At 43.1% G+C, this 21804-nt stretch carries 17 protein-coding genes; 15 read left to right on the top strand and 2 right to left on the bottom strand.

The window, feature by feature from the left end; translation table 11 throughout:
• Positions 1–194 precede the first annotated feature (194 nt).
• The 8 genes from CXF93_RS07180 (at position 195) to CXF93_RS07145 (ending at position 9160) form a co-directional block, all read left to right on the top strand.
• Positions 195–1154, top strand: coding sequence for a glucokinase (locus CXF93_RS07180; protein WP_101061748.1), 960 nt, complete (start codon positions 195–197; stop codon positions 1152–1154).
• 87 nt (positions 1155–1241) lie between these two features.
• Positions 1242–2258 (top strand): trehalose operon repressor TreR, encoded by a 1017-nt coding sequence (gene treR, locus CXF93_RS07175; RefSeq protein ID WP_232784134.1) that lies wholly within the window; start codon positions 1242–1244, stop codon positions 2256–2258.
• Positions 2259–2395: 137 nt separating this feature from the next.
• Positions 2396–3844, top strand: a complete 1449-nt coding sequence (gene treB, locus CXF93_RS07170; RefSeq protein ID WP_101061747.1) for a PTS trehalose transporter subunit IIBC — start codon at positions 2396–2398, stop codon at positions 3842–3844.
• 84 nt (positions 3845–3928) lie between these two features.
• Positions 3929–5611: an alpha,alpha-phosphotrehalase gene (treC, locus tag CXF93_RS07165; protein ID WP_101061746.1), complete on the top strand. Its 1683-nt coding sequence runs from the start codon at positions 3929–3931 to the stop codon at positions 5609–5611.
• 335 nt (positions 5612–5946) lie between these two features.
• Positions 5947–6288 (top strand): hypothetical protein, encoded by a 342-nt coding sequence (locus tag CXF93_RS07160; RefSeq protein WP_232784133.1) that lies wholly within the window; start codon positions 5947–5949, stop codon positions 6286–6288.
• A 187-nt stretch (positions 6289–6475) separates the two neighbouring features.
• Complete coding sequence (locus CXF93_RS07155) at positions 6476–7210, top strand: MipA/OmpV family protein (protein WP_232784132.1); 735 nt, start codon at positions 6476–6478, stop codon at positions 7208–7210.
• A gap of 252 nt (positions 7211–7462) precedes the next feature.
• A complete protein-coding gene (locus CXF93_RS07150; RefSeq protein ID WP_101061744.1) occupies positions 7463–8443 on the top strand; it encodes a universal stress protein in 981 nt (326 codons plus the stop codon).
• Between the two features lie 102 nt (positions 8444–8545).
• Positions 8546–9160, top strand: a complete 615-nt coding sequence (locus CXF93_RS07145; RefSeq protein WP_101061743.1) for a flavin reductase family protein — start codon at positions 8546–8548, stop codon at positions 9158–9160.
• Positions 9161–9257: 97 nt separating this feature from the next.
• Here CXF93_RS07145 and CXF93_RS22080 read toward each other — a convergent pair whose 3' ends face one another.
• Together CXF93_RS22080 and CXF93_RS07135 are read right to left on the bottom strand one after the other, a co-directional pair.
• Entirely contained in the window at positions 9258–12242 is a 2985-nt protein-coding gene (locus tag CXF93_RS22080; RefSeq protein WP_198551618.1) for a cytochrome c peroxidase, read from the bottom strand.
• Between the two features lie 285 nt (positions 12243–12527).
• Positions 12528–13145, bottom strand: coding sequence for an SDR family NAD(P)-dependent oxidoreductase (locus CXF93_RS07135; protein ID WP_369832203.1), 618 nt, complete (start codon positions 13143–13145; stop codon positions 12528–12530).
• Positions 13146–13171: 26 nt separating this feature from the next.
• On the opposite strand from CXF93_RS07135, the gene CXF93_RS07130 reads away from it, so the two are divergent.
• The 7 genes from CXF93_RS07130 (at position 13172) to CXF93_RS07100 (ending at position 21668) form a co-directional block, all read left to right on the top strand.
• Positions 13172–14080, top strand: coding sequence for a LysR family transcriptional regulator (locus CXF93_RS07130; RefSeq protein WP_101061741.1), 909 nt, complete (start codon positions 13172–13174; stop codon positions 14078–14080).
• A gap of 213 nt (positions 14081–14293) precedes the next feature.
• On the top strand, positions 14294–14959 hold the full coding sequence (locus CXF93_RS07125) for a YoaK family protein (protein ID WP_101061740.1): 666 nt from the start codon (positions 14294–14296) through the stop codon (positions 14957–14959).
• A gap of 279 nt (positions 14960–15238) precedes the next feature.
• Positions 15239–16426, top strand: a complete 1188-nt coding sequence (manA, locus tag CXF93_RS07120; protein ID WP_101061739.1) for a mannose-6-phosphate isomerase, class I — start codon at positions 15239–15241, stop codon at positions 16424–16426.
• A gap of 232 nt (positions 16427–16658) precedes the next feature.
• Positions 16659–18065: a hexose-6-phosphate:phosphate antiporter gene (uhpT, locus tag CXF93_RS07115; protein WP_101061738.1), complete on the top strand. Its 1407-nt coding sequence runs from the start codon at positions 16659–16661 to the stop codon at positions 18063–18065.
• 84 nt (positions 18066–18149) lie between these two features.
• A complete protein-coding gene (uhpA, locus tag CXF93_RS07110; protein ID WP_101061737.1) occupies positions 18150–18758 on the top strand; it encodes a transcriptional regulator UhpA in 609 nt (202 codons plus the stop codon).
• Positions 18759–20270: a signal transduction histidine-protein kinase/phosphatase UhpB gene (gene uhpB / locus CXF93_RS07105; RefSeq protein ID WP_101061736.1), complete on the top strand. Its 1512-nt coding sequence runs from the start codon at positions 18759–18761 to the stop codon at positions 20268–20270.
• Positions 20271–20312: 42 nt separating this feature from the next.
• Positions 20313–21668, top strand: coding sequence for an MFS transporter (locus CXF93_RS07100; RefSeq protein ID WP_101061735.1), 1356 nt, complete (start codon positions 20313–20315; stop codon positions 21666–21668).
• The last annotated feature ends 136 nt before the right edge of the window (positions 21669–21804 follow it).

Genomic DNA, 21804 nt, shown 5'->3' with positions numbered 1-21804 from the left:
GTGATAATTAATCGGATGAAAGTCATAAACATGAATATTGTGATCAAGATAACTATAAAGACTTATGTTATAGTTATTTTTTAGGGAGCGCTCCCATTGTTGTTGTATTGGCTAACGCATGAGTAGTATTGGCCTGAACCAAGTTCACATATTTAATGCATTTGGTATGACTGTAAATTATTTAAGGAGAGAAAATGTTATCTGTTGTTGCTGATGTTGGTGGTACAAATATCCGATTTGCTGTTTGTGACCTTGAAACTGGGGCATTGAGTGAATTAAAGGAATTTGCTTGTGCAGAATTCGTAACCCTAGAGGCTGCACTTGCTCAATACTTTGCTGCATTGTCGGGTGAAATAACACACCTTTGTGTTGGTATTGCTTGTCCTGTTGAAAATGATCATGTTGTGATGACCAATTTAAACTGGGCGTTCTCTAAACAAGCGCTTCAAGATAAATTAAAATTAGCATCGTTACATATCATTAATGACTACACTGCAATTTCATTAGCAGTGCCGTTTCTTTCTGCGGAAGAGAAAATACAAATTGGTGCTGGTGAATGTCAAACGGATGGGGTAACCGCAGTTTTTGGTCCTGGTACGGGACTTGGCGTGTCACACATTGTTAAAGCGGCGGGTAAGTGGATAAGTTTAGATGGCGAAGGTGGGCATGTCAGTTTCACACCTAATACACCAGAGCAGGCTGATATTTTATGCTTGTTACAAGCACAGTTTGGCCACGTTTCTGCAGAGCGTATTTTGTCCGGGCAAGGTTTAGTTAATCTATACAAAAGTCTGTGTACTTTATCTGAGCAGGAGGCTAAATTTGATCAACCTAAAGATGTCACTAAAGCTGCATTAGATGGCAGTTGTGATATCGCGCGCAAGAGCCTAGCGGTATTCTGCCAAGTAATGGGAGGTTTTGCAGGTAACCTTGCGTTAAATCTAGCTTGTACAGGTGGTGTTTATATCGCTGGTGGTATCGTGCCACGCTTTGTTGATTTCTTCCAAGCGAGTGAGTTCAGACGTTGCTTTGAAGATAAAGGGCGTTTTAAGGATTATCTTGCAGCAATTCCAACGTTTTTAATCACGCATGATAACCCCGGATTATTAGGTGCAAGTGTTTATTTACGCCAAGAGTTAGCGTCTATTAACTAATCTTTCGGTCAATAAAAGCCCTTAATCATTGCAAAGTGAAAGGGCTTTTTTTATTTGTGTGACTTGTCCTAAATAGTAGTAGTGAAAATGATTGAAATCCGGCCACGAATAGCGATAATAAAGGAGTATTCATTAGCTAGGCCGAATAAATTGATAGCAAAAAAACTCACCATTCTTGATATTGCAAAGTTAGCCGGGGTTGGAAAATCGACAGTTTCCCGTGTATTAACGAATGATCCTAAAGTAAAGGACAGTACCAGAGAAAAAGTTGAGCGGGTTATTCAAGAGTCTGGGTTTGTACCGTCCAAATCGGCTCAGATTCTGGGAGGAGGGAGTGCCAAGGTTATCGGTATTATTTTATCTCGACTAGACTCAGCATCAGAGAACAAAGTTGTGAGCGGTATTTTAGACGTTATTTACGCTGCTGGTTATGATGCTTTGATTATGGAAGGCCAGTTTGACGTCGAAAAAACCAATGAACATTTAGCTGTTTTGAAGAAAAGAGATGTAGATGGTGTGATCTTATTTGGTTTTACTGGATATGATTTATCTGCAGTTGAAAAGTTAGCACATAGAGCGGTTGTTATTGCGGTTGATAGTGAAAGTGTTTCATCTGTTGGTTATGATAATTATGGCATTATTGAAAAGGCAATGGCTCACATTCAAGAGCAAGGAAAACAGCATATTAGCTATATTGGTGTTGATGTTAAGGATAAAACGACGGGGTTAATGCGTCTTAATGCTTATTTGGATTATTGTAAATCAGCGAATATAAAACCTAATTTTCAAACTGGGCAGCTTAGTTATAAAAGCGCTTATGAGCTGACAGATCTGGTACTGACGCCAGAAACCCAAGCGATTGTTTGTGCTAGTGATACTTTGGCAATGGGCGTGGCTAAACGTCTGCAGGTACTGGAACGCAATGATATATTGGTTTCTGGGGTAGGCGCGACAGAACTGTTAGTATTTGTTTTTCCTAATACATTCAGTATCGATCCCGGCTATTATTCGGCGGGTAAGACCTCTGCTAACTTGCTGATAAAACAGCTTCAAGGGCAGCGTGAAGTTACTCACTTAACCCAGGAAACGTTCATAGCACATTAACGTCCCCTGAAGATATTTTGTGATTCCCACCTCAAAATGGGAGCGCTCCCGTTTACGCTGAACTACGGTTGCGTTATGCTTCTCGTCATTGGGAGCGGTCCCATTTAATTAACTCTAACAACAAAAGGGATAGTGAAATGAGTAAAATTGATCAGAAACAAGTTGAGCGCTTGATAGACTTTATCGGAGGACAAGACAATATAGCAAGTGTCAGTCACTGTTTAACACGCTTACGTTTCGCCTTAGTAGATCCTGAATTAGCAAATATTAAAGACATTGAAAAAATTCCAATGGTAAAAGGCTGCTTTACTAATGCGGGGCAGTTTCAGGTCGTTATTGGCATTGAAGTTGATGAAGTTTATAAAGTATTAACGAAGATAACCGGTGCTAAAGGCGCTGATAAAGAAGCGACAAAAGTGGCTGCACGACAAAATATGAATCTGCTCGAGCGAGGGATCTCTCATATGGCAGAAATTTTTGTCCCTCTTTTACCAGCAATTATTACCGGTGGTTTAATTCTTGGTTTCCGCAACGTGATCGGTGACATCCGCATGTTCGATGGTAAAACCTTGGTTGAGATTAGCCAGTTCTGGGCTACCGTTCACTCATTTCTTTGGTTACTGGGTGAAGCGATTTTCCACTTCCTACCCGTTGCAGTTTGTTGGGCTACGGTGAAGAAACTCGGGGGCACACCCGTTCTCGGTATTGTATTAGGTATTACCTTAGTTTCGCCACAATTGATGAATGCATATGGCATCGGCTCACAAGTTCCTGATGTTTGGGATTTTGGTTTTTTCGTGATGGAAAAAGTCGGCTATCAAGCGCAAGTGATCCCAGCAATTTTAGCTGGTGTGGTATTGGCGATGATTGAAACAAATCTTAAGAAAATTGTTCCTGCGTACTTATATTTAGTGATTGTACCTTTTGTATCATTGCTTGTTGCCGTTGTTTTAGCGCATTCGATTATCGGTCCAATTGGACGTGACATTGGCAATGCTGTTGGTTATGCCGCCAAAGTTGCAATGACGGGTGATTTTGCCATTTTAGGTTCGATGATCTTTGGTTTCTTTTATGCCCCATTGGTTATTACCGGTATTCACCACACGACTAATGCGGTCGATTTACAGTTAATGCAAGATATGGGCGGGACGCCAATCTGGCCAATCATTGCTTTATCTAACATCGCACAGGCTGCTGCGGTTACAGGTATCATCTGGATTAGTAAGAAAAATAACGAGCGTGAAATCTCAGTGCCTGCTGCAATCTCTGCATACTTAGGTGTTACTGAACCTGCTATGTACGGCATTAACTTGAAGTATAAATTCCCAATGTTATGCGCAATGATCGGTGCTTCTGCCGCTGCTGGTATTTGTGGTGTGGCTGGCGTTATGTCAAATGGTATCGGTGTAGGTGGTTTACCTGGCATCTTATCAATCAAGCCAGAATTTTGGTCTGTTTACGCGCTAGCGATGGTAGTTGCTATCGTTGTGCCAATTGCATTAACAGTAATGCTTTACAAACGAGCTGAGAAAAAAGGCGAGATTGACAGTGAAGGATTAGTTAAAGAAGAGGCTATCGCTAACTAATCTATAACCGTCAATAATACTACAGTTGGGCAGCGCTGCTTGCTCAATGTTTTAACCCCCTAAGGCAAACCCAAGAGTTAAAATATGAATCAAATACACAAAGACTGGTGGCGCACTGCGACCATTTATCAAATATACCCTAAAAGTTTTTTCGACAGCGGAAGCAAAGGGGTTGGAGATATCAAAGGTATTATTTCTAAACTTGATTATCTTAAAACTTTGGGTGTTGATGCTATTTGGCTTACGCCTATTTATGAATCACCAATGATTGATAATGGTTATGATATTTCAGATTATTACAATATCAATCCTGATTTTGGCTGTATGGCAGATTTTGATCTGCTGCTCGAACTGGCTCATCAAAAAGGGCTCCGCATTATCCTTGATATCGTGGTTAATCATACTTCCACGGAGCATCAGTGGTTCAAATCGGCGTTGGGTAATAAAGACAGTGAATATCGCGATTATTATATTTGGAAAGATCCGATTAATGATCAAGCGCCGACTAACTGGGAGTCAAAGTTTGGTGGTAATGCTTGGGCGCTGGATGAAAAAACGAATCAATATTACCTGCATCTTTTTGCGAAAGAGCAAGCGGATCTGAATTGGGAAAATCCTAAAGTTCGTGACGAAGTAAAAGACATTATTAGCTTCTGGGCTGAAAAAGGAGTTGATGGTTTCCGTCTTGATGTGATTAATTTAATCTCAAAACACCAGGACTACCAAAATGACTATCAAGGTGACGGCCGCCGTTTTTATACCGACGGACCTCGTGTGCATGAGTTTTTGCAAGAGATCAGTGATGCGGTATTTAATCAATATGGCTCGGTAACGGTTGGAGAAATGTCTTCAACCTCACTTGAGCAATGCCAGCAGTATTCATCACTCGATGGCAAAGAGTTATCTATGGTGTTTAATTTCCATCATTTAAAAGTCGATTATGAAAACGGTGAAAAATGGACTGAAACGCCTTTTGATTTTTTACAGTTGAAATCGATTTTTAATCATTGGCAACAGGGTATGTTTGCTCAAGGTTGGTCTGCTCTGTTCTGGTGTAACCATGATCAGCCGCGTATCGTTACTCGATTAGGTAATGATCAGGTGTATCGAGTTGAATCCGCTAAAATGTTGGCTACATCTCTGCACATGATGCAGGGTACGCCTTATGTTTATCAAGGTGAAGAGATTGGCATGACCAATCCCGGTTATACGTCGATTGAACAATATCGTGACCTTGAAAGTACTAATATGTACGACATTATGCTGAACCAGCAAGGTAAAAATAAAGCCGAGGCGTTGGCAATACTAGCTCAAAAATCACGAGATAACTCGCGAACGCCGATCCAATGGAATAGTGAACAGCATGCTGGTTTTACCAAAGGTAACCCATGGTTGGAGGTCGCTGAAAATTACCAAGACGTGAACGTAGAGCAAGCGCTTAAAGATGAAAATTCAGTGTTTTATTATTACCAGCGTTTAATTGCGCTGCGTAAAGAGATTGAGGTGATCACGACCGGAGATTACACCGATTTAGCACCAGCACATTCTCAACTATTTTGTTATCGACGCCGCAGTGACAAGCAAACGCTTATCTGCCTCAATAACTATTACGCAGAGCCTGCAGAATATGTATTACCTGCGGATTTGGCTGTTGGAAAAGGAACCTACATTCTGGGTAATTACCCGGAATTATTAACCGATGAGGTGACACATTTAGTTAAACTACAACCATATGAATGCCGTGTGTTATTGATCGAACACCCGTGATTTAATCAGTGATGACGAGTTATAAAGCCTTTAGTATTTCAGTATTAAAGGCTTTTTTAGTTATTGTTAACGCATCTTACATACTCTTACATTCAAAGCGAGTGTGGTATGTTTTAATGCTTGGCGCTGAAAGCTGGTTGTTATGACGTTTTATAAGTTAACCCCATTTTACTCGTTTATGTTAATTCTGATATGGTGAATTCTCCCTCATGCTTAAGAAATTTATCTTGTGTGCATTGTACTTGACGAACAGTCCTGTCTCTCTCGCTGAGAGCCTTTGCCATCCGCATGAGAAAATGGCATTTTCTTGTGGAGTTGGAACAAAAAGTCTATCCGTGTGCTCAGGGAACGATCGTAGTGTTATCTATCGATTTGGTACACCAGAAAATATAGCGTTAGAAATGGAGTCCGCCGTTCATTTTAGCACCTCGAGTTACAGTGGTGGTGGGACGGGTCATTTGAAATTTACCAACGGTAAGTATAAGTACATCGTCTATTCCAGTGGTGTAAGCGGTGAATGGCGCAAAGATGGCAGCCGAGAGTTTATTGAAACTGCGGGTGTATACGTTGTTAAAAATGACACTGTGTTGGCTGATGTTGCATGCCGGACTTTCTCGGGCGATAAGTTTATAAGCTATCTGCCACCGTACGAGGAAGAAGAGTTTAGGTATTACTAGACGATAATTAACATCGCGGATACAAACAAGCACACTTAAATTATAATATTGAATAATATAATAAAAACTCAGTTTTAATACTGTTTTTTATTGGTTTTTATCGGTTGCTTTTAATGGATACAAACAACTTTATTTTTTAAAGTTAGCTGTTAGTATGCGATTTCTTATCAACGATAGAGCATGAAAATTGAAGAAATTAATATTATTAGCTATGGCATTTTTGTCTACACCGGTTAATGCGGATCAACTTGCCTTAGGTTTTATAACCTCATATTCTCCTGCGGTTTACAAAGGGCTCGATTCAAATGTCGTCCCTTTTCCCATGGTAGGCTATGAAGGTAAACATCTTTTTTTCCGCGGCACTGGGGCTGGTTATGCTCTTTTACCACAAGGTACTCCGCTAAATATCATTTTTCGTGCTGAATATGACTCTCGAACTTTAAAGCCTGAAGATTCAGACAATCTGGGTATACGAGAATTGGATGAACGAAGCGCTGGTGCCCTTGGTGGCGTTACGTTCCAGGTGATTACTACTACCGGAACTCTTGAAGCGTCTGTCGGTAGTGATATCGCTTTAAATCATAACGGACTCTATGCTGAAGTGACTTTTAAGGAGACGTTCCATATGGGGGCTTGGGGTTTTACGCCTCAAATTGGCTATGCATTCAATGATGACAAACTTAACAATCACCTCTACGGCGTATCGGCAGAAGAAGCTCAACGTAGTGGTTTTTCAGAGTTTGATGCAGGTTGGAGTGGCCAGTTATTCGTTGGTGTTGGCTTTTATATGTATTTATCTAAAAATGTGAGGCTTATAGCTTCTGCTCGTTATTCTAAATTAGATTATGATTTAGCAGACAGCCCTATTATCAAAAGTGATAATGTGTTGTCTGGTGTTATTGGCGCATCGTATGTTTTTTAATATGTAGAAAGAGTGATAACGCTAAACGGTTAAACTCGAGATGAATAACTCGGAGCCGATTAGCTAGGTTGTAGCTCAATGTTACAAATAACCCTTTCGGTTATCATATCGGTGTTTTTCTGTTGGCGGAAGGCGGCAAAAAACCTAAATATCGTCCATAATTACAACTAGATAAAAGGTGGATTTAACACCGCCCCTGCAAGTGAAGTCATGTTCGACACTCGCGCGAACGGGTTATTATAGGGTAATGATATGCAACGATTTAAAAAAATCATTTGCGTCGTAACGTCTGATTCTAGCAGTGCTGCTGCATTAGAACGTGCGGTCGTGTTAGCAAAAAATAGCCAAGCTCGACTGACGGTTGTCAGAGTGATTGAAAGGATACCGTCCAATATAAAAATACCAAATAGTATTCTGTCACTTGAAAAAATTCAGGCCAGTATCGTTACGGAACATCAAAAAGAACTGAAAGCCTTGATAGCGCCTTGGCATAACCATCTTGACATCGAAGCCAAGATACTTATCGGTACGCCGTATTTAGAAGTCATCCGTGAAGTATTACGTGATAAACATGACTTGGTTATTAAGGCTGCCGAAATTAACGGTCGATTACAGAACTTGGTCGGCAGTAATGATATGAACCTGATGCGCAAATGCCCCTGCCTAGTCTGGTTGGTGAAGTCGGATACTCCCAAATCATACCGCCGAATTCTCGCAGCTGTGGATGTTGATAATAATGTCACAGCAGAAGAGATAGAGACAAGAAATTTACTTACCCATGAAGTTATCGATTTGGCGAGTTCGTTAGCACTGTCTGAATTTGCTGAACTGCATATTGCTCATGCATGGGAAGCTACTGGTGAAAGAGACTTACGCAGTGGGTTTGCCGCAATATCAGAGAAAGATATCGTGGCTTATACCGATAAGATAAAACAACAACACAGCCAGAGTTTGAACAAAGTAATGGATGGGATAGTGAGTAAGTTGGGAAAAAATTCTTTTGAATATCTCAACCCGCAATCACATCTGATCAAAGGCCTAGCACACAAAGAGATCCCCGCGTTAGCGGATAAGATTGAGGCTGATATTGTGGTCATGGGGACAGTGGCTCGTACTGGTCTTTCTGGATTTTTTATGGGTAATACGGCGGAAATGATCCTCAACCGGATCGACTGCTCAATACTTGCGGTCAAACCGCCGGGCTTTATCACTCCGGTGACCTTGGAGGAATAACAGGGTATACCGCTCTGTGTACAGTTTGAGTTGATAAAAAAATAAGCAATTAAGTTCCTAATATGTCACGATGCTACTTTGCTATAACAAAGAGTTAGTGACATGCAGTTAAACTTTTCTGATTTTTCCGCCATTCAACGTTACCACTTAATGACACAAACCATCATTCCACGTCCTATCGCTTGGGCGCTCACCGATTCGGGTGATGAGAACTATAACCTAGCCCCATTTTCCTATTTCACCGCGGTGTCTAGTGATCCTGCCTTGTTAATGATTTCTGTTGGCAAAAAGCCTAATGGTGACAACAAAGATACATTAACCAATATACTTAAAAATAAGCAGATGGTTATTCACATTGCATCTGCAGATCAAGCAGAACTAGTGACTCAGACCGCCGCGACATTAGCGCATGGCCAATCTGAGCTCGCCAATTCAGGGCTAACCACAGCTGCATTTGAAGATTTTCCATTACCGCGATTAGCGCAATGTGATATCGCTTATGGTTGTGAGCTTTACGAAATTAAAGAGTTGGGTGATGTACCACAAACATTAATATTTGTTGAAGTTAAGCAACTCTACATTAGTGATGCGGTTGTAGTTAAAGATGATAAAGACCGCATGAAAATTGCTGCCGATAAAGTGAAACCGCTAGCGCGATTAGGTGGCGGGGAATACGCGTCCATTACCGCGCCGTTTAGTCTGCAAAGGCCTGCGTAAATAAAGTTAGCTTAAGACGGGGATCGCTGAATAATGAAAACCCCGCAATCCATGAGATGGCGGGGCTAAAGGATACTCCTTGTTACAAGTTACTTGCTTATATTTTAACTGGTGGTATATCTATACCATTCATGACCCCCGGTATTAAGCATGGTTCGGTGAGATCATGTGCATGACCAGGGCTTTCTGACAAGATATCCTCGAAGGTTGCCAGCGGTAGGGTATTACCCAATTCCCCAACGGCAGGAATACCAACAAGTATGGTACTACCATCAGTGTCATGGCCCAGCGGTACGCACAGTTCTGGATGGTCATATTTACCGCGTTCAAAGGCTGTATTCCAGTCGGTTAGACCCGTTTCCATCATTTCTATAACTGCAGCTTCCCTTTCAGGACTTAAGGTTATCACCCTTAAACCGGCATCAAGATTTGCCAAGTTCATATTCGGGAACCCTTGTGTCGTCTCAGTTAGTGAACCTATATTCCTATAAAACGCAAACACCTGTTTTAAGCTCATTTTCGAACCATTGTGGAAGTACGGTGCGGTATGCTTAACATTATGTAGACTTGGCGCTTTAACTGCACCATTACGTAATAGGAACTCATCTGCAGCAATATCAGGAACACAATTTACATTCGGGTTGTTGTTAGGCTCTCCGTTACCGTTACCGACACCGACTAAGCCGGGCCCGCAGGCTAGCGTTAGCTGGAATGGAACGGGTGCTAGATTGGTTACGCCTAACCCATTTACTTGCATCGACGTTGGTAGTTGTAAAGAACCTGCGCCTGCGACGCCTGTGGTCAAATTAACGCCAATATCGGCTATCTTATCGGCATTGAAAGGTTGGTCTCCGACGCCAAAGCTAATAAGTGTTTTTAATTTGGTGAAGGCAAGCGGTACGTCTCCTTCACGGCCACCAATGCCCAAGTCTTCCGCTGTCGGACGCACGGCGATATTATAAAAACCGGCATCATAAACGGCGATACCACCATCAAATTTTATCATACGTTCGGTCAGTGCTGCTGGTTCTTCTCGGGCAAGTTGACCGGGTGGGATAAAGGGTTCTGGTGGTGGCGCACCAAATCCAGTGGTCGCCGCTACGGTTGCGCCGGTGAAGGTTGGATCAAAGTGACATACTGAGCAGGCTGTCGCCCCAGCCTGAAAACGCCCTAAACCTTCATCAATATTAAGCAGGCTAGCAATTGCTTTCTGGCACTGAGGTGTTGTCGGATCGTCACCTGCACACTGACCGATTAGATCGCCAGCGACGAGAGCACCGCCTAGCGGCTGATTAGGGCCATTGCCAGATTCTGAGCCTGCTACTGCGCCCGGGTCGATAAATTCAGCAAATTTTAGCGTACACAATTGGGTTGCGATAGCCTCCTGAGCGGCGCTATTATTTAATGCGACTAGTTCGATGCACTCCTCTAGATTTAGACCGACATTTGCAAGTCCACCGGGGCGGTTGCCATTACCTGGGAACGGAAGACCTAGATCGACAGTGACACTTTTATTTCTTAATGTATTGGTAATCAAGGCTTCATCTTCAGGGGTGATCACACCACCGTTGAGTAGTTCAACAATGGAATTTCCGGCAGTGAACAGGGTTGCTTCATAGGACTGTACAGCCAGCGCAAAGAACATAGGGAAATTAAGCTCCATCAGAGTTCGGTTTGCTGAGCCGATACCGCAATCGCTCGGTGATACGACTGTATTGAAATCTGGTGCTTCAAGGCAAATGTCATTTCCACTGCCATCCCCCCAGAAACGCTTGTCATAGATCTCGGTGACAAAAGCGCGATAATTATTGTAAGGTGCGGCAAGGCCTCGTTTGAAATCATCAGTGCTTGTACAACCTAACAGATCCCCTAACAATGAATCATCACAAGAAATCAGCTGATTGAACAACGGCGTTGCATTGACCAATTTTTTACCCATAAAGTGATTTGGCCGGCCGCTACCATCATCAATATGACCAACCATTTCCATCACACTGCCGATAGGTCCCAGAGCCTGAGAGGCGAGGGAAGAGAATGGCACATTCATGCGTTCTTTTCCTATCTTCGCTTCGTTGTCAGGGATACCACCGCCAATGTATACCCTGACCATGGCATCCGGATCACGAAACCCTAAGGTATTAACACCATTGAAGAAGATATCAGCCCTACCATCAAAAAAGCTGCGTTGATTAAAGATGGCATTATAGACGGTTTGGGTATTACGTGGTTCCACGTGCCGAACTGTATTTGGTAGTTCACTAAAGTTTTTATTAAATCCTTCATCTTCACTGTCCAGTTCTCCCATATCCTGACGACCTGGGCTGGTGCCGTTAGCGGCGCTAGCTATTGGGAATGACATTGCTAAAGGAGCATCACAATCAATATCGTTGCCGAGACCGTTTACTCCATCTTTACAATGTAGTCCCTCAAAACTCATCGCTCTCGGTCCCTGCGAGGATACTACGTCATTAACATCGCCAGCAATGTCTGAGTCGACTGGAGGAAGTGCAGCTGGAGCACCATCCAGAGGGTCATCTGTGGATGGTGCTCCAGTAATCACAGCAGCAATCACGGCGGCTTCGCTCACAAGTAAACCTTGTTCACTGCCTGCACCACCATATTCAGCTAGCGTTAATTTGCCATTAGGACCTACTAACTGATGGGTGAATTCTTCATTGAAAAGGATGGCTGGATCGTTTCCTCCGCCACCGTTTGTACGCCGTAAACCTGGACTCATTTGGTTGATATTACGATTATCCGCCCCTGCGGTGAAATGGCATGAGGCGCAGGAGGTAATACCATCCCCGCCGACCTGCATATCATAAAATGCAGCCTTGCCCATTTGTTGCAATAATAATTTTTTTCCTGAGTTGGTTATAGGGTTCCCCCAATCTGCGACGCTATAGCTAGGATCTGAACCGTCAAGCAGACCGAGTTCATTAACATCGGGAACGCCCATGGTTTTCATTGGTAATACGGCGTATACGGGGGTTATCGCTAGGTTCAGGCACAAGGCCAGTGCCAACATTCTCACTGGCGGCCTGATATGACTAGGAGATATTATTTTTTCACGTGATTTCATCTAGTGTACTCCATTATATGCGACTCTAGGTTACTATCCTTTTTATTGTTGCAACGTTAAGTTGCTATCCATGGTTTTACTTGTGGGAGAGTAAAATTCTCTCACAAGTAGAACTATAGGTAGATATAATTTAAATATAAAGGCGACATTGCTTTTATATTGGGAATAAAAGAAGTAGCTGAAAATATGGCGGACGATAACTGCAGTTTTAAATGAAAAATAGAGCCTTATTGTAGAGACTCTACCCATCTTGATTTTACTGTTTAGTGATGTTCAAGCGTGGAACTAATGCATTTTACCGTTAAACGCGATAAGCGACCCGCTTAGATTAGTTTTCGTTGGCTGAGTCAGTTCAATCATTAACTCGGCCATTTCAGCTGGATCAACCCAGGTGGTATGGTCAGCATCCGGCATCGCATCACGGTTCACTTGGGTATTCACTATCGTTGGTAGTATCGCGTTTATCTTAATATTATGTTCCGCCCCTTCGGCAGCCATACTTTCAACAAGTCCGTTTAATGCCAGTTTTGATGCCATGTAAGGACCAAAACCAGCAGGAATATTACGCACCGTATCGCGGGCTGAAACGAACATGATAGAGCCGCCACCGCTTTGTGCCATGGCATTAAAAATCTCACGGCCAAATACAAACGCAGTCATAAAGTTAGCATTGAATATTTGTTCCACTTCCTTTACTTCGATGTCTTGCCAATATCTCCACGTGAAAATACCGCTGCAATGGTAGTGCGCTTCAATGTTTCCTAGAATGTCGACAGCCTTGGCAGTCAGCGCTTTGCTCTCAGCTTCATCAGCAAGATCACCAAGTAGCGCTGTTAGCTTGCCTGGGTATTTATCTTCCATTTGTTTAACTTGTAATGAGTGTAAACCTGACTCATTATGAATAAAAATGATTGCGGTTGATAATAGTTATGAATGAAAATAATATTGCTAAAGTGGACTTTAACTTACTTAAATCGCTGCAAGCGTTATTGGCTGAGCAACATGTAGGGCGCGCGGCAAAGAAAATGAACGTGAGTCAGTCTGCAATGAGTCATACCCTTACTCGCCTTCGAGATACGTTTGATGACCGACTTTTTATTCGCCATGCTAAGGGCTTAGAGCCTACAGTTCGGGCGCTTGAACTGGCCGATAAACTTGACTTTATTTTAAATGAAATTGATGGATTGTTCGCGCCAGCGTCGCTAGAACTGGCACAAATCCATGCTCGTTTTCGTATTCAGACCCATGATTTTATTGTCGCGGCATATCTTGCTAAAGCTATCCGAGCGATTAATACTGAAGCGCCTCATGTGATCATGGACATACAGATGATGAGTCAGACTGGTTATGATGATCTTGATATTGGTAAGCTTGATATGATCATCGGCACAGGCGTAAAAGCTAAGCCTCGTTTTATGCAAAAGCGCCTAACGGATGAGACGGTAGTTTGCTTACTCGATAAGGATAATCCGGTATTGCATAGCTGGAATGCGGAATCACTCTTTCAGTGTTCGCACATTAAGTCGAGTTTATTGGATGAGCAGCACGACTCTGTTAGCCAGTTCGGTATCACAGCAGGCATGCCAGCGCGTAAAATAGGTTTGTATGCTGAAACGCTTAATCTACAACTCGCGTTATTAGCTAATACGCAGTTAATTTCCTTCCTACCGCAATCAATGGCAGTACAAGGGCAAACGTTATATGGACTCGCTGTAAAGGCGTGTCCATTCCCCCTACCTAAGGTGACGATCCGAGGCGTATGGCATGAAAGGCATCAAAACGATTTGTTACATAAGTGGGTAAGGGACAAGATTAGCGATGCTTTTGTGAGTGCATGATAACGTGATGATCCAATAGGTTGCTAATTTTATATACAGCAACAATCACCTCTCCTTTTTTTCCTGTGTTTTATTTGATTTAGGATAGGGATGTTTGATTCTCAATTGGTAATTAATAATAAATTTGCTACTGTTCATCGTAATAAAATGACAGTGGAATTCACGTTTTACGGCATTCCATTTAACGAGCTGTTAGTAGCTTAAAGGATTGTCGTGATTACAAAATTACCCCGTTGGGTTGAATATGGTTCGTTTGTGCTGGCGCTGGTTGCAGGGCTGATTAATTCCATTGGATTATTAGGTTTCAAACACCAAGCCGTTTCCCATTTATCTGGTACCGCGACACTACTTGGCACCGGCATGATAACCGCCAATTTTTCTGATGTGCTGCATTTGGCTTTAGTGATCCTTAGCTTCGTCATGGGTTCTGTTATATCGGGTTATTTCCTGCGTAGTGGCGCATTAAAATTGGGTCGTAACTACAGTGGTCTGCTTGCTCTAGAGGCAATGTTTATTTTGGGTTCTGTTTATTTTTTAGTAGAGGGCTCAGTGCAAGGCAATTATTTGGTTTCAGCGGCCTGCGGCTTGCAGAACGCACTTGTCACGACTTACAGTGGCGCGGTTATTCGAACAACACATTTAACCGGTATATTCACTGACTTGGGTATTATGTTTGGGGCCAGATTGAGAGGTCAGCCATTTGATAAAAGAAAGGCATCCTTGTTTATCTTAATTATTATCGGCTTTATTTCGGGTGGTACATTAGGTGCTTGTTTTTTCAATCAATTAAATTTTTATGCCCTATATATCCCCGCTGGTATCTGTTTGTTGTTGGCCTTTTCCTATTCAATTTACAGTGCCAAAGTCAGCAGAGCATGAGGGATTAATATTTCCTTCATCTGGCGTCCATACAACACAGGTTCATTTAGATTAAGGCCTAAAGGTGTACTCTGATAATCACTTACTACCGAGTACGCTTCCGGCTATAACGTCAATCACATTCATTACAGCTCCGCATTTTATACATAAACCATCAAAAACTAAGCCTTTTTCCTAGCGGACTTAGGTACCTTTCTCAAGCCAAACTGAAATATAAAATTTAAAATTTCACGTTCCTGATCAACTATCTGCATCAGCGTAGCTAAGGCCGTGAACCTCATGAAACACCCGCAATCAAACTTCTTTCTAATGAACAATACAATTCAAAATTACGCTTGGGGAAGCACTGACTCAATGACGGATCTTTTTGATACGGCTAATCCCCAGCAGCTACCACAGGCAGAGATGTGGATGGGTGATCACCCTAACGGCTGTTCCAAGATCCACCAAGGTGAGCATGAAATTCTGCTCTCTGATTTTATTGCTTCAGATATTGAGGCTATTCTCGGTCGGTCTGCAGCCTTTAAAGCTATGCCTTTTTTGTTTAAAGTATTAGCAGCCGAAAAAGCGTTGTCAGTACAGGTTCATCCGAATAAACAACAGGCGGAAACTGGTTTTGCCTTGGAACAGCAATCAGGTATTGCTCAAGACGATCCAAACCGTAATTATCGCGATGCAAATCATAAACCAGAACTGGTATTTGCGTTAACTGAGTATCAGGCAATGAACGGTTTTAGAGACTTACAAGCGATTGCGGATGATTTTACCGCACTAGATAGCAGCAGTTTAAATGCCGCGCTTCACATTTTTAAAGCCGACTTATCTGAGCAGGGATTAGCACAATTCTTCTCCTCGGTATTAAGCCAGCAAGGAGCACAGAAAGACCGGGCTGTAGCGCAGCTATTGCATTATGCAGAGCAGCAGGCTGACACGCGTTTTCAGCTGATTCGGCAGCTAAAAGACCAGTACCCAGAAGACATCGGCCTATTTTCACCACTATTTTTGCACACCGTGACTCTGCAACCGGGTCAAGCAATGTTTTTAGATGCAGGCACTCCTCACGCTTATATTCACGGCACGGCATTAGAGATAATGGCTAACTCAGATAACGTACTGCGTGCAGGCTTAACCCCTAAATATATAGATATCGCTGAACTTATCGATAAAACCAGTTTTAAAGCGCTTAAATACGAGGCATTACGCCTAGATCCAGTTCTCGAACATAACAGTGAACACTATCAAGTACCAGTGGCTGACTTCTGCTTTTCAGTTTACAAACGACCGCAAAAACAACCGCTTAAAGTTGACACAGCAGAAATACTATTTGCCCTTGACGCCTCGGTATCGCTAGAGCACAGCTCCGGTGAAGAGATGGTCTTTAATAAAGGCCAAGCCGTGTTTATTCCCGCCTATGCACAAGAATTCAGCATTAGCACTAGCGGTACACTGGCAAGAGCTTACTGTTAACTCCTGCGGTTTGGAAAAACATGATCTTGACCACAGTTCTGAAACAGAAAGACTAAAGCTAGGAATTTTTCCTAATAGCAATAAGCCGGCTTCTCAAGCCTCTGCAACATTAACCCTTTAAACTTTGTGGCATATCTGGTTGAACAGCAACTCAACCGGTCTCCGTTTATCGAGTGCAACCATTAGCAGCTTTCGATAAACATGCATCTAATAAACCTATTGAGGATTTCATATGTTTAAGCTGTTAGACCAGGTCAGAAAACCGACCCTGAATCTGCCCGTCGAAGAACGCCGTAAAATGTGGTTCAAACCATTCATTCAGTCATACCTAGTGGTATTTATTGGTTACATGGCGATGTATCTAATTCGTAAGAATTTTAACATTGCTCAAAATGACATGATCAGTACTTATGGTTTATCCATGACTGAACTGGGTATGATAGGACTGGGTTTCTCGATCACTTACGGTATCGGTAAAACGGTTGTTTCCTATTATGCTGATGGTAAAAATACCAAGCAGTTTCTGCCATTCATGTTGATCTTATCCGGCATTGCCATGATCGGCTTCAGTGTCAGCATGGGCGGTTCAGGCGTCAGCTTATTCCTAATGATGGCCTTCTACGGTTTAAGTGGTTTCTTCCAAAGTACCGGTGGACCGTCAAGTTATTCAACCATTACCAAGTGGACTCCACGCAACAAACGCGGCACTTATTTAGGTTTATGGAACATGTCGCACAACGTTGGTGGTGCTGCCGCAGCGGGTGTTGCATTGTTCGGTTCTAACTACCTGTTTGGTGGTCACGTTATTGGTATGTTTATCTTCCCGTCAATCATTGCCATCATTATTGGTTTTATTGGTCTGCGTTACGGTAATGATTCACCTGAAGCTTACGGTTTAGGTACTGTTGAAGAATTATTCGACGAAGAAATCAGCGCTGAAGATATTGAAGCTGAAGAACATCAGATGACTAAACGTGACATATTCGTTAAATATGTACTGAAAAACAAAGTGATTTGGTTATTGTGTTTTGCGAATATCTTCCTGTATATCGTGCGTATCGGTATCGACCAGTGGTCTACGGTATATGCATTCCAAGAACTTGGTCTTTCTAAAGAAGTTGCCATTACCGGTTTTACCTTGTTTGAAGTCGGTGCACTGGTTGGCACGTTGATGTGGGGTTATCTTTCGGATCTGGCTAATGGTCGCCGTGCGATTGTTGCTTGTGTGGCTTTAGTCTTAATTATTTTTGCTTTAGAGTTTTACCGTACTGCAACCAATGAATATATGTACCTTGGTTCACTGTTTGTACTTGGCTTCTTGGTATTCGGTCCGCAGTTGCTAATTGGTGTTGCTGCCGTTGGTTTTGTGCCGAAAAAAGCCATCAGCGTAGCCGATGGTGTGAAAGGCACATTTGCTTACCTTATCGGTGATAGTTTTGCCAAACTAGGGTTAGGTATGATTGCCGACGGTACTCCTATCTTCGGTCTGACTGGCTGGGCTGGTACGTTTGCAGCATTAGATGCTTCGGCAGTGGCTTGTATTGTGCTGTTATTGTTTGTTGCGATAGCCGAAGAGAAGAAGATCCGCCATGAAAAACGTATACATCGCGATATGTTAGCGGCAGCTGACGCTGTTTAATCGTGCAGTTTACCTCTCTGCTATTGCTTACGCGGTGGGATAGGGGTAATTTACGTTTTTATCATTTTCTTTGGATATATCAATATGATCAAAGTCGCCCTCGTTGATGATCACGTCATTGTGCGTTCTGGATTTGCACAACTGCTATCACTGGAAACCGATATCGAGATTAGCGGAGAGTTCAGCTCCGCAGCAGAAGCGCGTAAGGGCCTACCTGGCCTGAACGCGGACGTATGTATTATTGATATTTCCATGCCCGGTGAGAGCGGCCTGTCATTATTAGCCGATCTGCCTAGCGGTGTATCCTGCATCATGCTTAGTGTACATGATTCAGTTGCAATTATAGAAAAAGCGCTGGAGTTGGGAGCGCGCGGTTATTTAACTAAGCGCTGCAGCCCTGATGAACTGGTGCAGGCCGTGCGTACAGTGGCCAGTGGTGGTTGTTATTTAACTCCAGATATCACCATGCAGTTAGTGAAACCGAACAGCGGGAGAAAATCAATTACCCAACTGACCAAACGTGAGCATCAAGTAGGGGAGATGTTAGCCCAAGGCTTAGATGTAAAAGCAGCAGCGGCGCGTCTTGGTTTAAGCCATAAAACGGTGCATGTACATCGTGCTAATGCCATGGATAAGCTCAACGTCAAAAACAATGTTGAATTGGCAAGACACTTTGCCTGTGAAACACTATAAATGCCTAATATCTGGATAACATCGTTATGCACTTGGCTGCTGGTATCATGCAGCTGGTTCTGCTTGTGGGTGTTGTCTTATTCTTTTATTTCTGAGCCTGAACTGGCTATTCTATTTTTTCCTTTTGCGCTTCGTCTTGGTATCTCTTTGCATACCGCCAAACGTTTTTGGCCAGCAATATACGGCGCAGAGTTGTGGCTGATGGTGTCATTAGCGTTCTTACTTGAGCAACCGCAGTGGTTAGCCGTTATCGTTGCTAGTATCAGTAGTATTCCATTGGTGTGGTGGGCGCAACAATATTATTATGGTTCGCAGTTGCGCAGATTAGGGGTAATGGGAGTGGTGATATTAATGACTGCTTTGGCGAATACCCTGATACTCGGATTGTGGTTAAATCCTGCTGGTATGGTCTTTTTAGTTAGCGTAACGGGCGGTCTAATGTTGGTTCCAACTTGCTATTTATTATGGAGTTATTTGTTCCAGAATGTTTGGACCCCGTTAACGGCCGAGTTAGTCGCCAAACCCGTGGAACTGCGTAGCCGTCATATTATTTTTTATGTGCTGCTATTTGCACTTAATATTATTGTGCAGCTCGGCCTACCGGATGAACTGCGTCGTTTTGCCCCTTTTTGTTTAGTCATTCCTATCATAGTGTTGGCGTTTCGCTACGGCTGGAAGGGGGCGCTGCTCGGCACCTTGCTTAACAGCATCGCATTAATTGCCGCGCGCAACGGCGTCAGCCATATGGAAATAACCGATCTACTGTTGTCTCTGTTAGCGCAAAGCCTGACCGGGATATTATTAGGCATGGGTATTCAGCGCCAGCGGGAACTGAATCAGCAACTGCGTCACGAGTTGACCAGAAATCACAGCCTATCCCGAGAGCTTATTAAAGCCGAAGAATCTGTACGGCGTGATATTGCCAGAGAGTTACACGATGAAATTGGCCAGAATATTACTGCGATCCGAACTCAAGCTAGTATTCTCAAGCGTGTTGAAAATACGCCTGTGGGGGAGCGCTGTGCAACAACGATTGAAACGCTGTCCCTTAACATTTACGATACCACCAAAGGGCTGCTGACTCGTTTGCGCCCGAAAACCTTAGATGATCTTGGCCTTAAGCAAGCGGTACTGGAGTTGGTGCGCGAGTTAGAATGTGAAGCCAACGGCATAAAAACTACCGTTATTTGGAATGAACCGCTGCCAATGGACTCCGAACTTAGCGATGCCACGAATATCACCCTGTACCGGATCTGTCAGGAAGCGTTAAATAATATGGTCAAATACGCACAAGCTACCGAAGCAACCATCACGTTGACATTTCAGCAGGAAGCCCATTTGTCAGTGAAAGATAACGGCATCGGATTTAAGCCGGAAGATACTTTAGCCGGATTTGGTTTACGCGGTATTCGCGAGCGGGTACAGGTACTGGGTGGCAAATTTATGCTGACAACGCAGTCTGACAGTCAACAACCCGGAACCGAATTACAGGTGATTTTACCGATCCTGTGAAACCGCCGTTATCTATTTATCAATAATGAAAGACTTTAAGTGATGATCCATTTTTTAAAATCAGAACCAAACAGCCCACAGGTTGATGATCCTAAACAGGTTGATGCGCTGTATAAATACTGGCGTTTGCATATCATGTTTACCATGTATGTTGGTTATGCGATGTTTTACTTTACGCGTAAAAGCTTTAACTATGCAATGCCAGCGATGATCGCCGATCTTGGTTTAGATAAAGCCGACATTGGTATGATGGGCACGCTATTTTACATTACTTACGGCTTCTCGAAATTCTTTTCTGGTATTGTGTCTGATCGTTCTAACCCGCGTTATTTTATGGGATTAGGCCTGATAATGACCGGTATTATTAACATTCTGTTCGGTTTTTCAAGCAGTGTGCTGATGCTGACTGCACTATGGATGCTTAACGCCCTGTTTCAAGGCTGGGGCTGGCCTTCCTGTTCCAAGTTGCTGACTACTTGGTATTCTCGTTCGGAGCGCGGTTTCTGGTGGGCGCTGTGGAATACGGCGCATAATGTCGGTGGGGCATTGATCCCGTTGTTAGTCGGTTTTGTTACCTTACATTATAATTGGCGTTATGGTTTTATTATCCCCGGTATGTTGGCTGTGGTGGTCGGGTTGTTTATCTGTTGGCGGCTGCGAGATAAACCCGTGTCTATGGGGCTACCGACCGTTGGACATTGGCGCAATGACCCTCTTGAACTTAGTCATGAAAACGAAGGGCTAGGACTCAGTCGCAAGCAAATACTGAAGAAATACGTCTTAAATAATAAATATATATGGCTGCTGGCTTGCAGTTATGTATTAGTTTACATTGTCCGCACCGCTATTAATGACTGGGGTAACTTATACTTGACCGAGCAGTATCATTACAGCTTAATTACTGCTAACAGTGCTTTGTCACTGTTTGAAGTCGGTGGTTTTATTGGCTCTTTGGTCGCAGGTTGGGGCTCTGATAAGATTTTTGGTGGGAATCGTGGACCAATGAATCTGATATTTTCCCTAGGGCTATTTTTAGCGGTTGCAGCCTTGTGGTTAATGCCGATGATAAGCTTTGTGCTCCAAGCCGCCTGCTTTTTTGCGATTGGTTTTTTTGTATTTGGGCCACAGATGTTAATTGGCATGGCTGCCGCCGAATGCTCGCATAAAGATTCTGTTGGTGCGGCCACTGGTTTTGTCGGGTTATTTGCTTACATGGGGGCGGCATTGGCTGGCTATCCTTTAGCCTTGATAATGGAACAATATCATTGGAATGGCTTTTTTACGGTTATCTCCTGCGCCGCCGGGGTAGTGGGTTTATTGCTGTTGCCCTTTTTAACGGCACAGTCATCAAATTCGCCGAAGATAGCTCAAAACCCAAGCGAGCCAAATTACCTTTAGCAGTTAAATTGTTGATTTTAAATTAACCAGCGTTATCATTTGATGACGTAAAAAGATCTTCGAGGTAATATAAACAAAATAAGTAGAATTTTTATTCACTCTTAGCATGTCAAGGTTGATGTATATCAGTTTACGT

The organism is Moritella sp. Urea-trap-13 (genome assembly GCF_002836355.1).
Lineage (GTDB): Bacteria > Pseudomonadota > Gammaproteobacteria > Enterobacterales > Moritellaceae > Moritella.
The sequence above is the reverse complement of the archived record's forward strand: the minus strand, read 5'-3'. Positions and strand labels throughout refer to the sequence as shown.

What these genes read in the sequence shown, in the direction of transcription:
- CXF93_RS22080 (WP_198551618.1), bottom strand. Translation starts at nt 12,242, where the DNA reads ATGAAATCACGTGAAAAAATAATATCTCCTAGTCATATCAGGCCGCCA.
- treB (WP_101061747.1), top strand. Translation starts at nt 2,396, where the DNA reads ATGAGTAAAATTGATCAGAAACAAGTTGAGCGCTTGATAGACTTTATC.
- CXF93_RS07145 (WP_101061743.1), top strand. Translation starts at nt 8,546, where the DNA reads ATGCAGTTAAACTTTTCTGATTTTTCCGCCATTCAACGTTACCACTTA.
- CXF93_RS07100 (WP_101061735.1), top strand. Translation starts at nt 20,313, where the DNA reads ATGATCCATTTTTTAAAATCAGAACCAAACAGCCCACAGGTTGATGAT.
- uhpA (WP_101061737.1), top strand. Translation starts at nt 18,150, where the DNA reads ATGATCAAAGTCGCCCTCGTTGATGATCACGTCATTGTGCGTTCTGGA.
- manA (WP_101061739.1), top strand. Translation starts at nt 15,239, where the DNA reads ATGAAACACCCGCAATCAAACTTCTTTCTAATGAACAATACAATTCAA.
- uhpB (WP_101061736.1), top strand. Translation starts at nt 18,759, where the DNA reads ATGCCTAATATCTGGATAACATCGTTATGCACTTGGCTGCTGGTATCA.
- CXF93_RS07150 (WP_101061744.1), top strand. Translation starts at nt 7,463, where the DNA reads ATGCAACGATTTAAAAAAATCATTTGCGTCGTAACGTCTGATTCTAGC.
- uhpT (WP_101061738.1), top strand. Translation starts at nt 16,659, where the DNA reads ATGTTTAAGCTGTTAGACCAGGTCAGAAAACCGACCCTGAATCTGCCC.
- treC (WP_101061746.1), top strand. Translation starts at nt 3,929, where the DNA reads ATGAATCAAATACACAAAGACTGGTGGCGCACTGCGACCATTTATCAA.
- CXF93_RS07180 (WP_101061748.1), top strand. Translation starts at nt 195, where the DNA reads ATGTTATCTGTTGTTGCTGATGTTGGTGGTACAAATATCCGATTTGCT.
- CXF93_RS07130 (WP_101061741.1), top strand. Translation starts at nt 13,172, where the DNA reads ATGAATGAAAATAATATTGCTAAAGTGGACTTTAACTTACTTAAATCG.
- treR (WP_232784134.1), top strand. Translation starts at nt 1,242, where the DNA reads ATGATTGAAATCCGGCCACGAATAGCGATAATAAAGGAGTATTCATTA.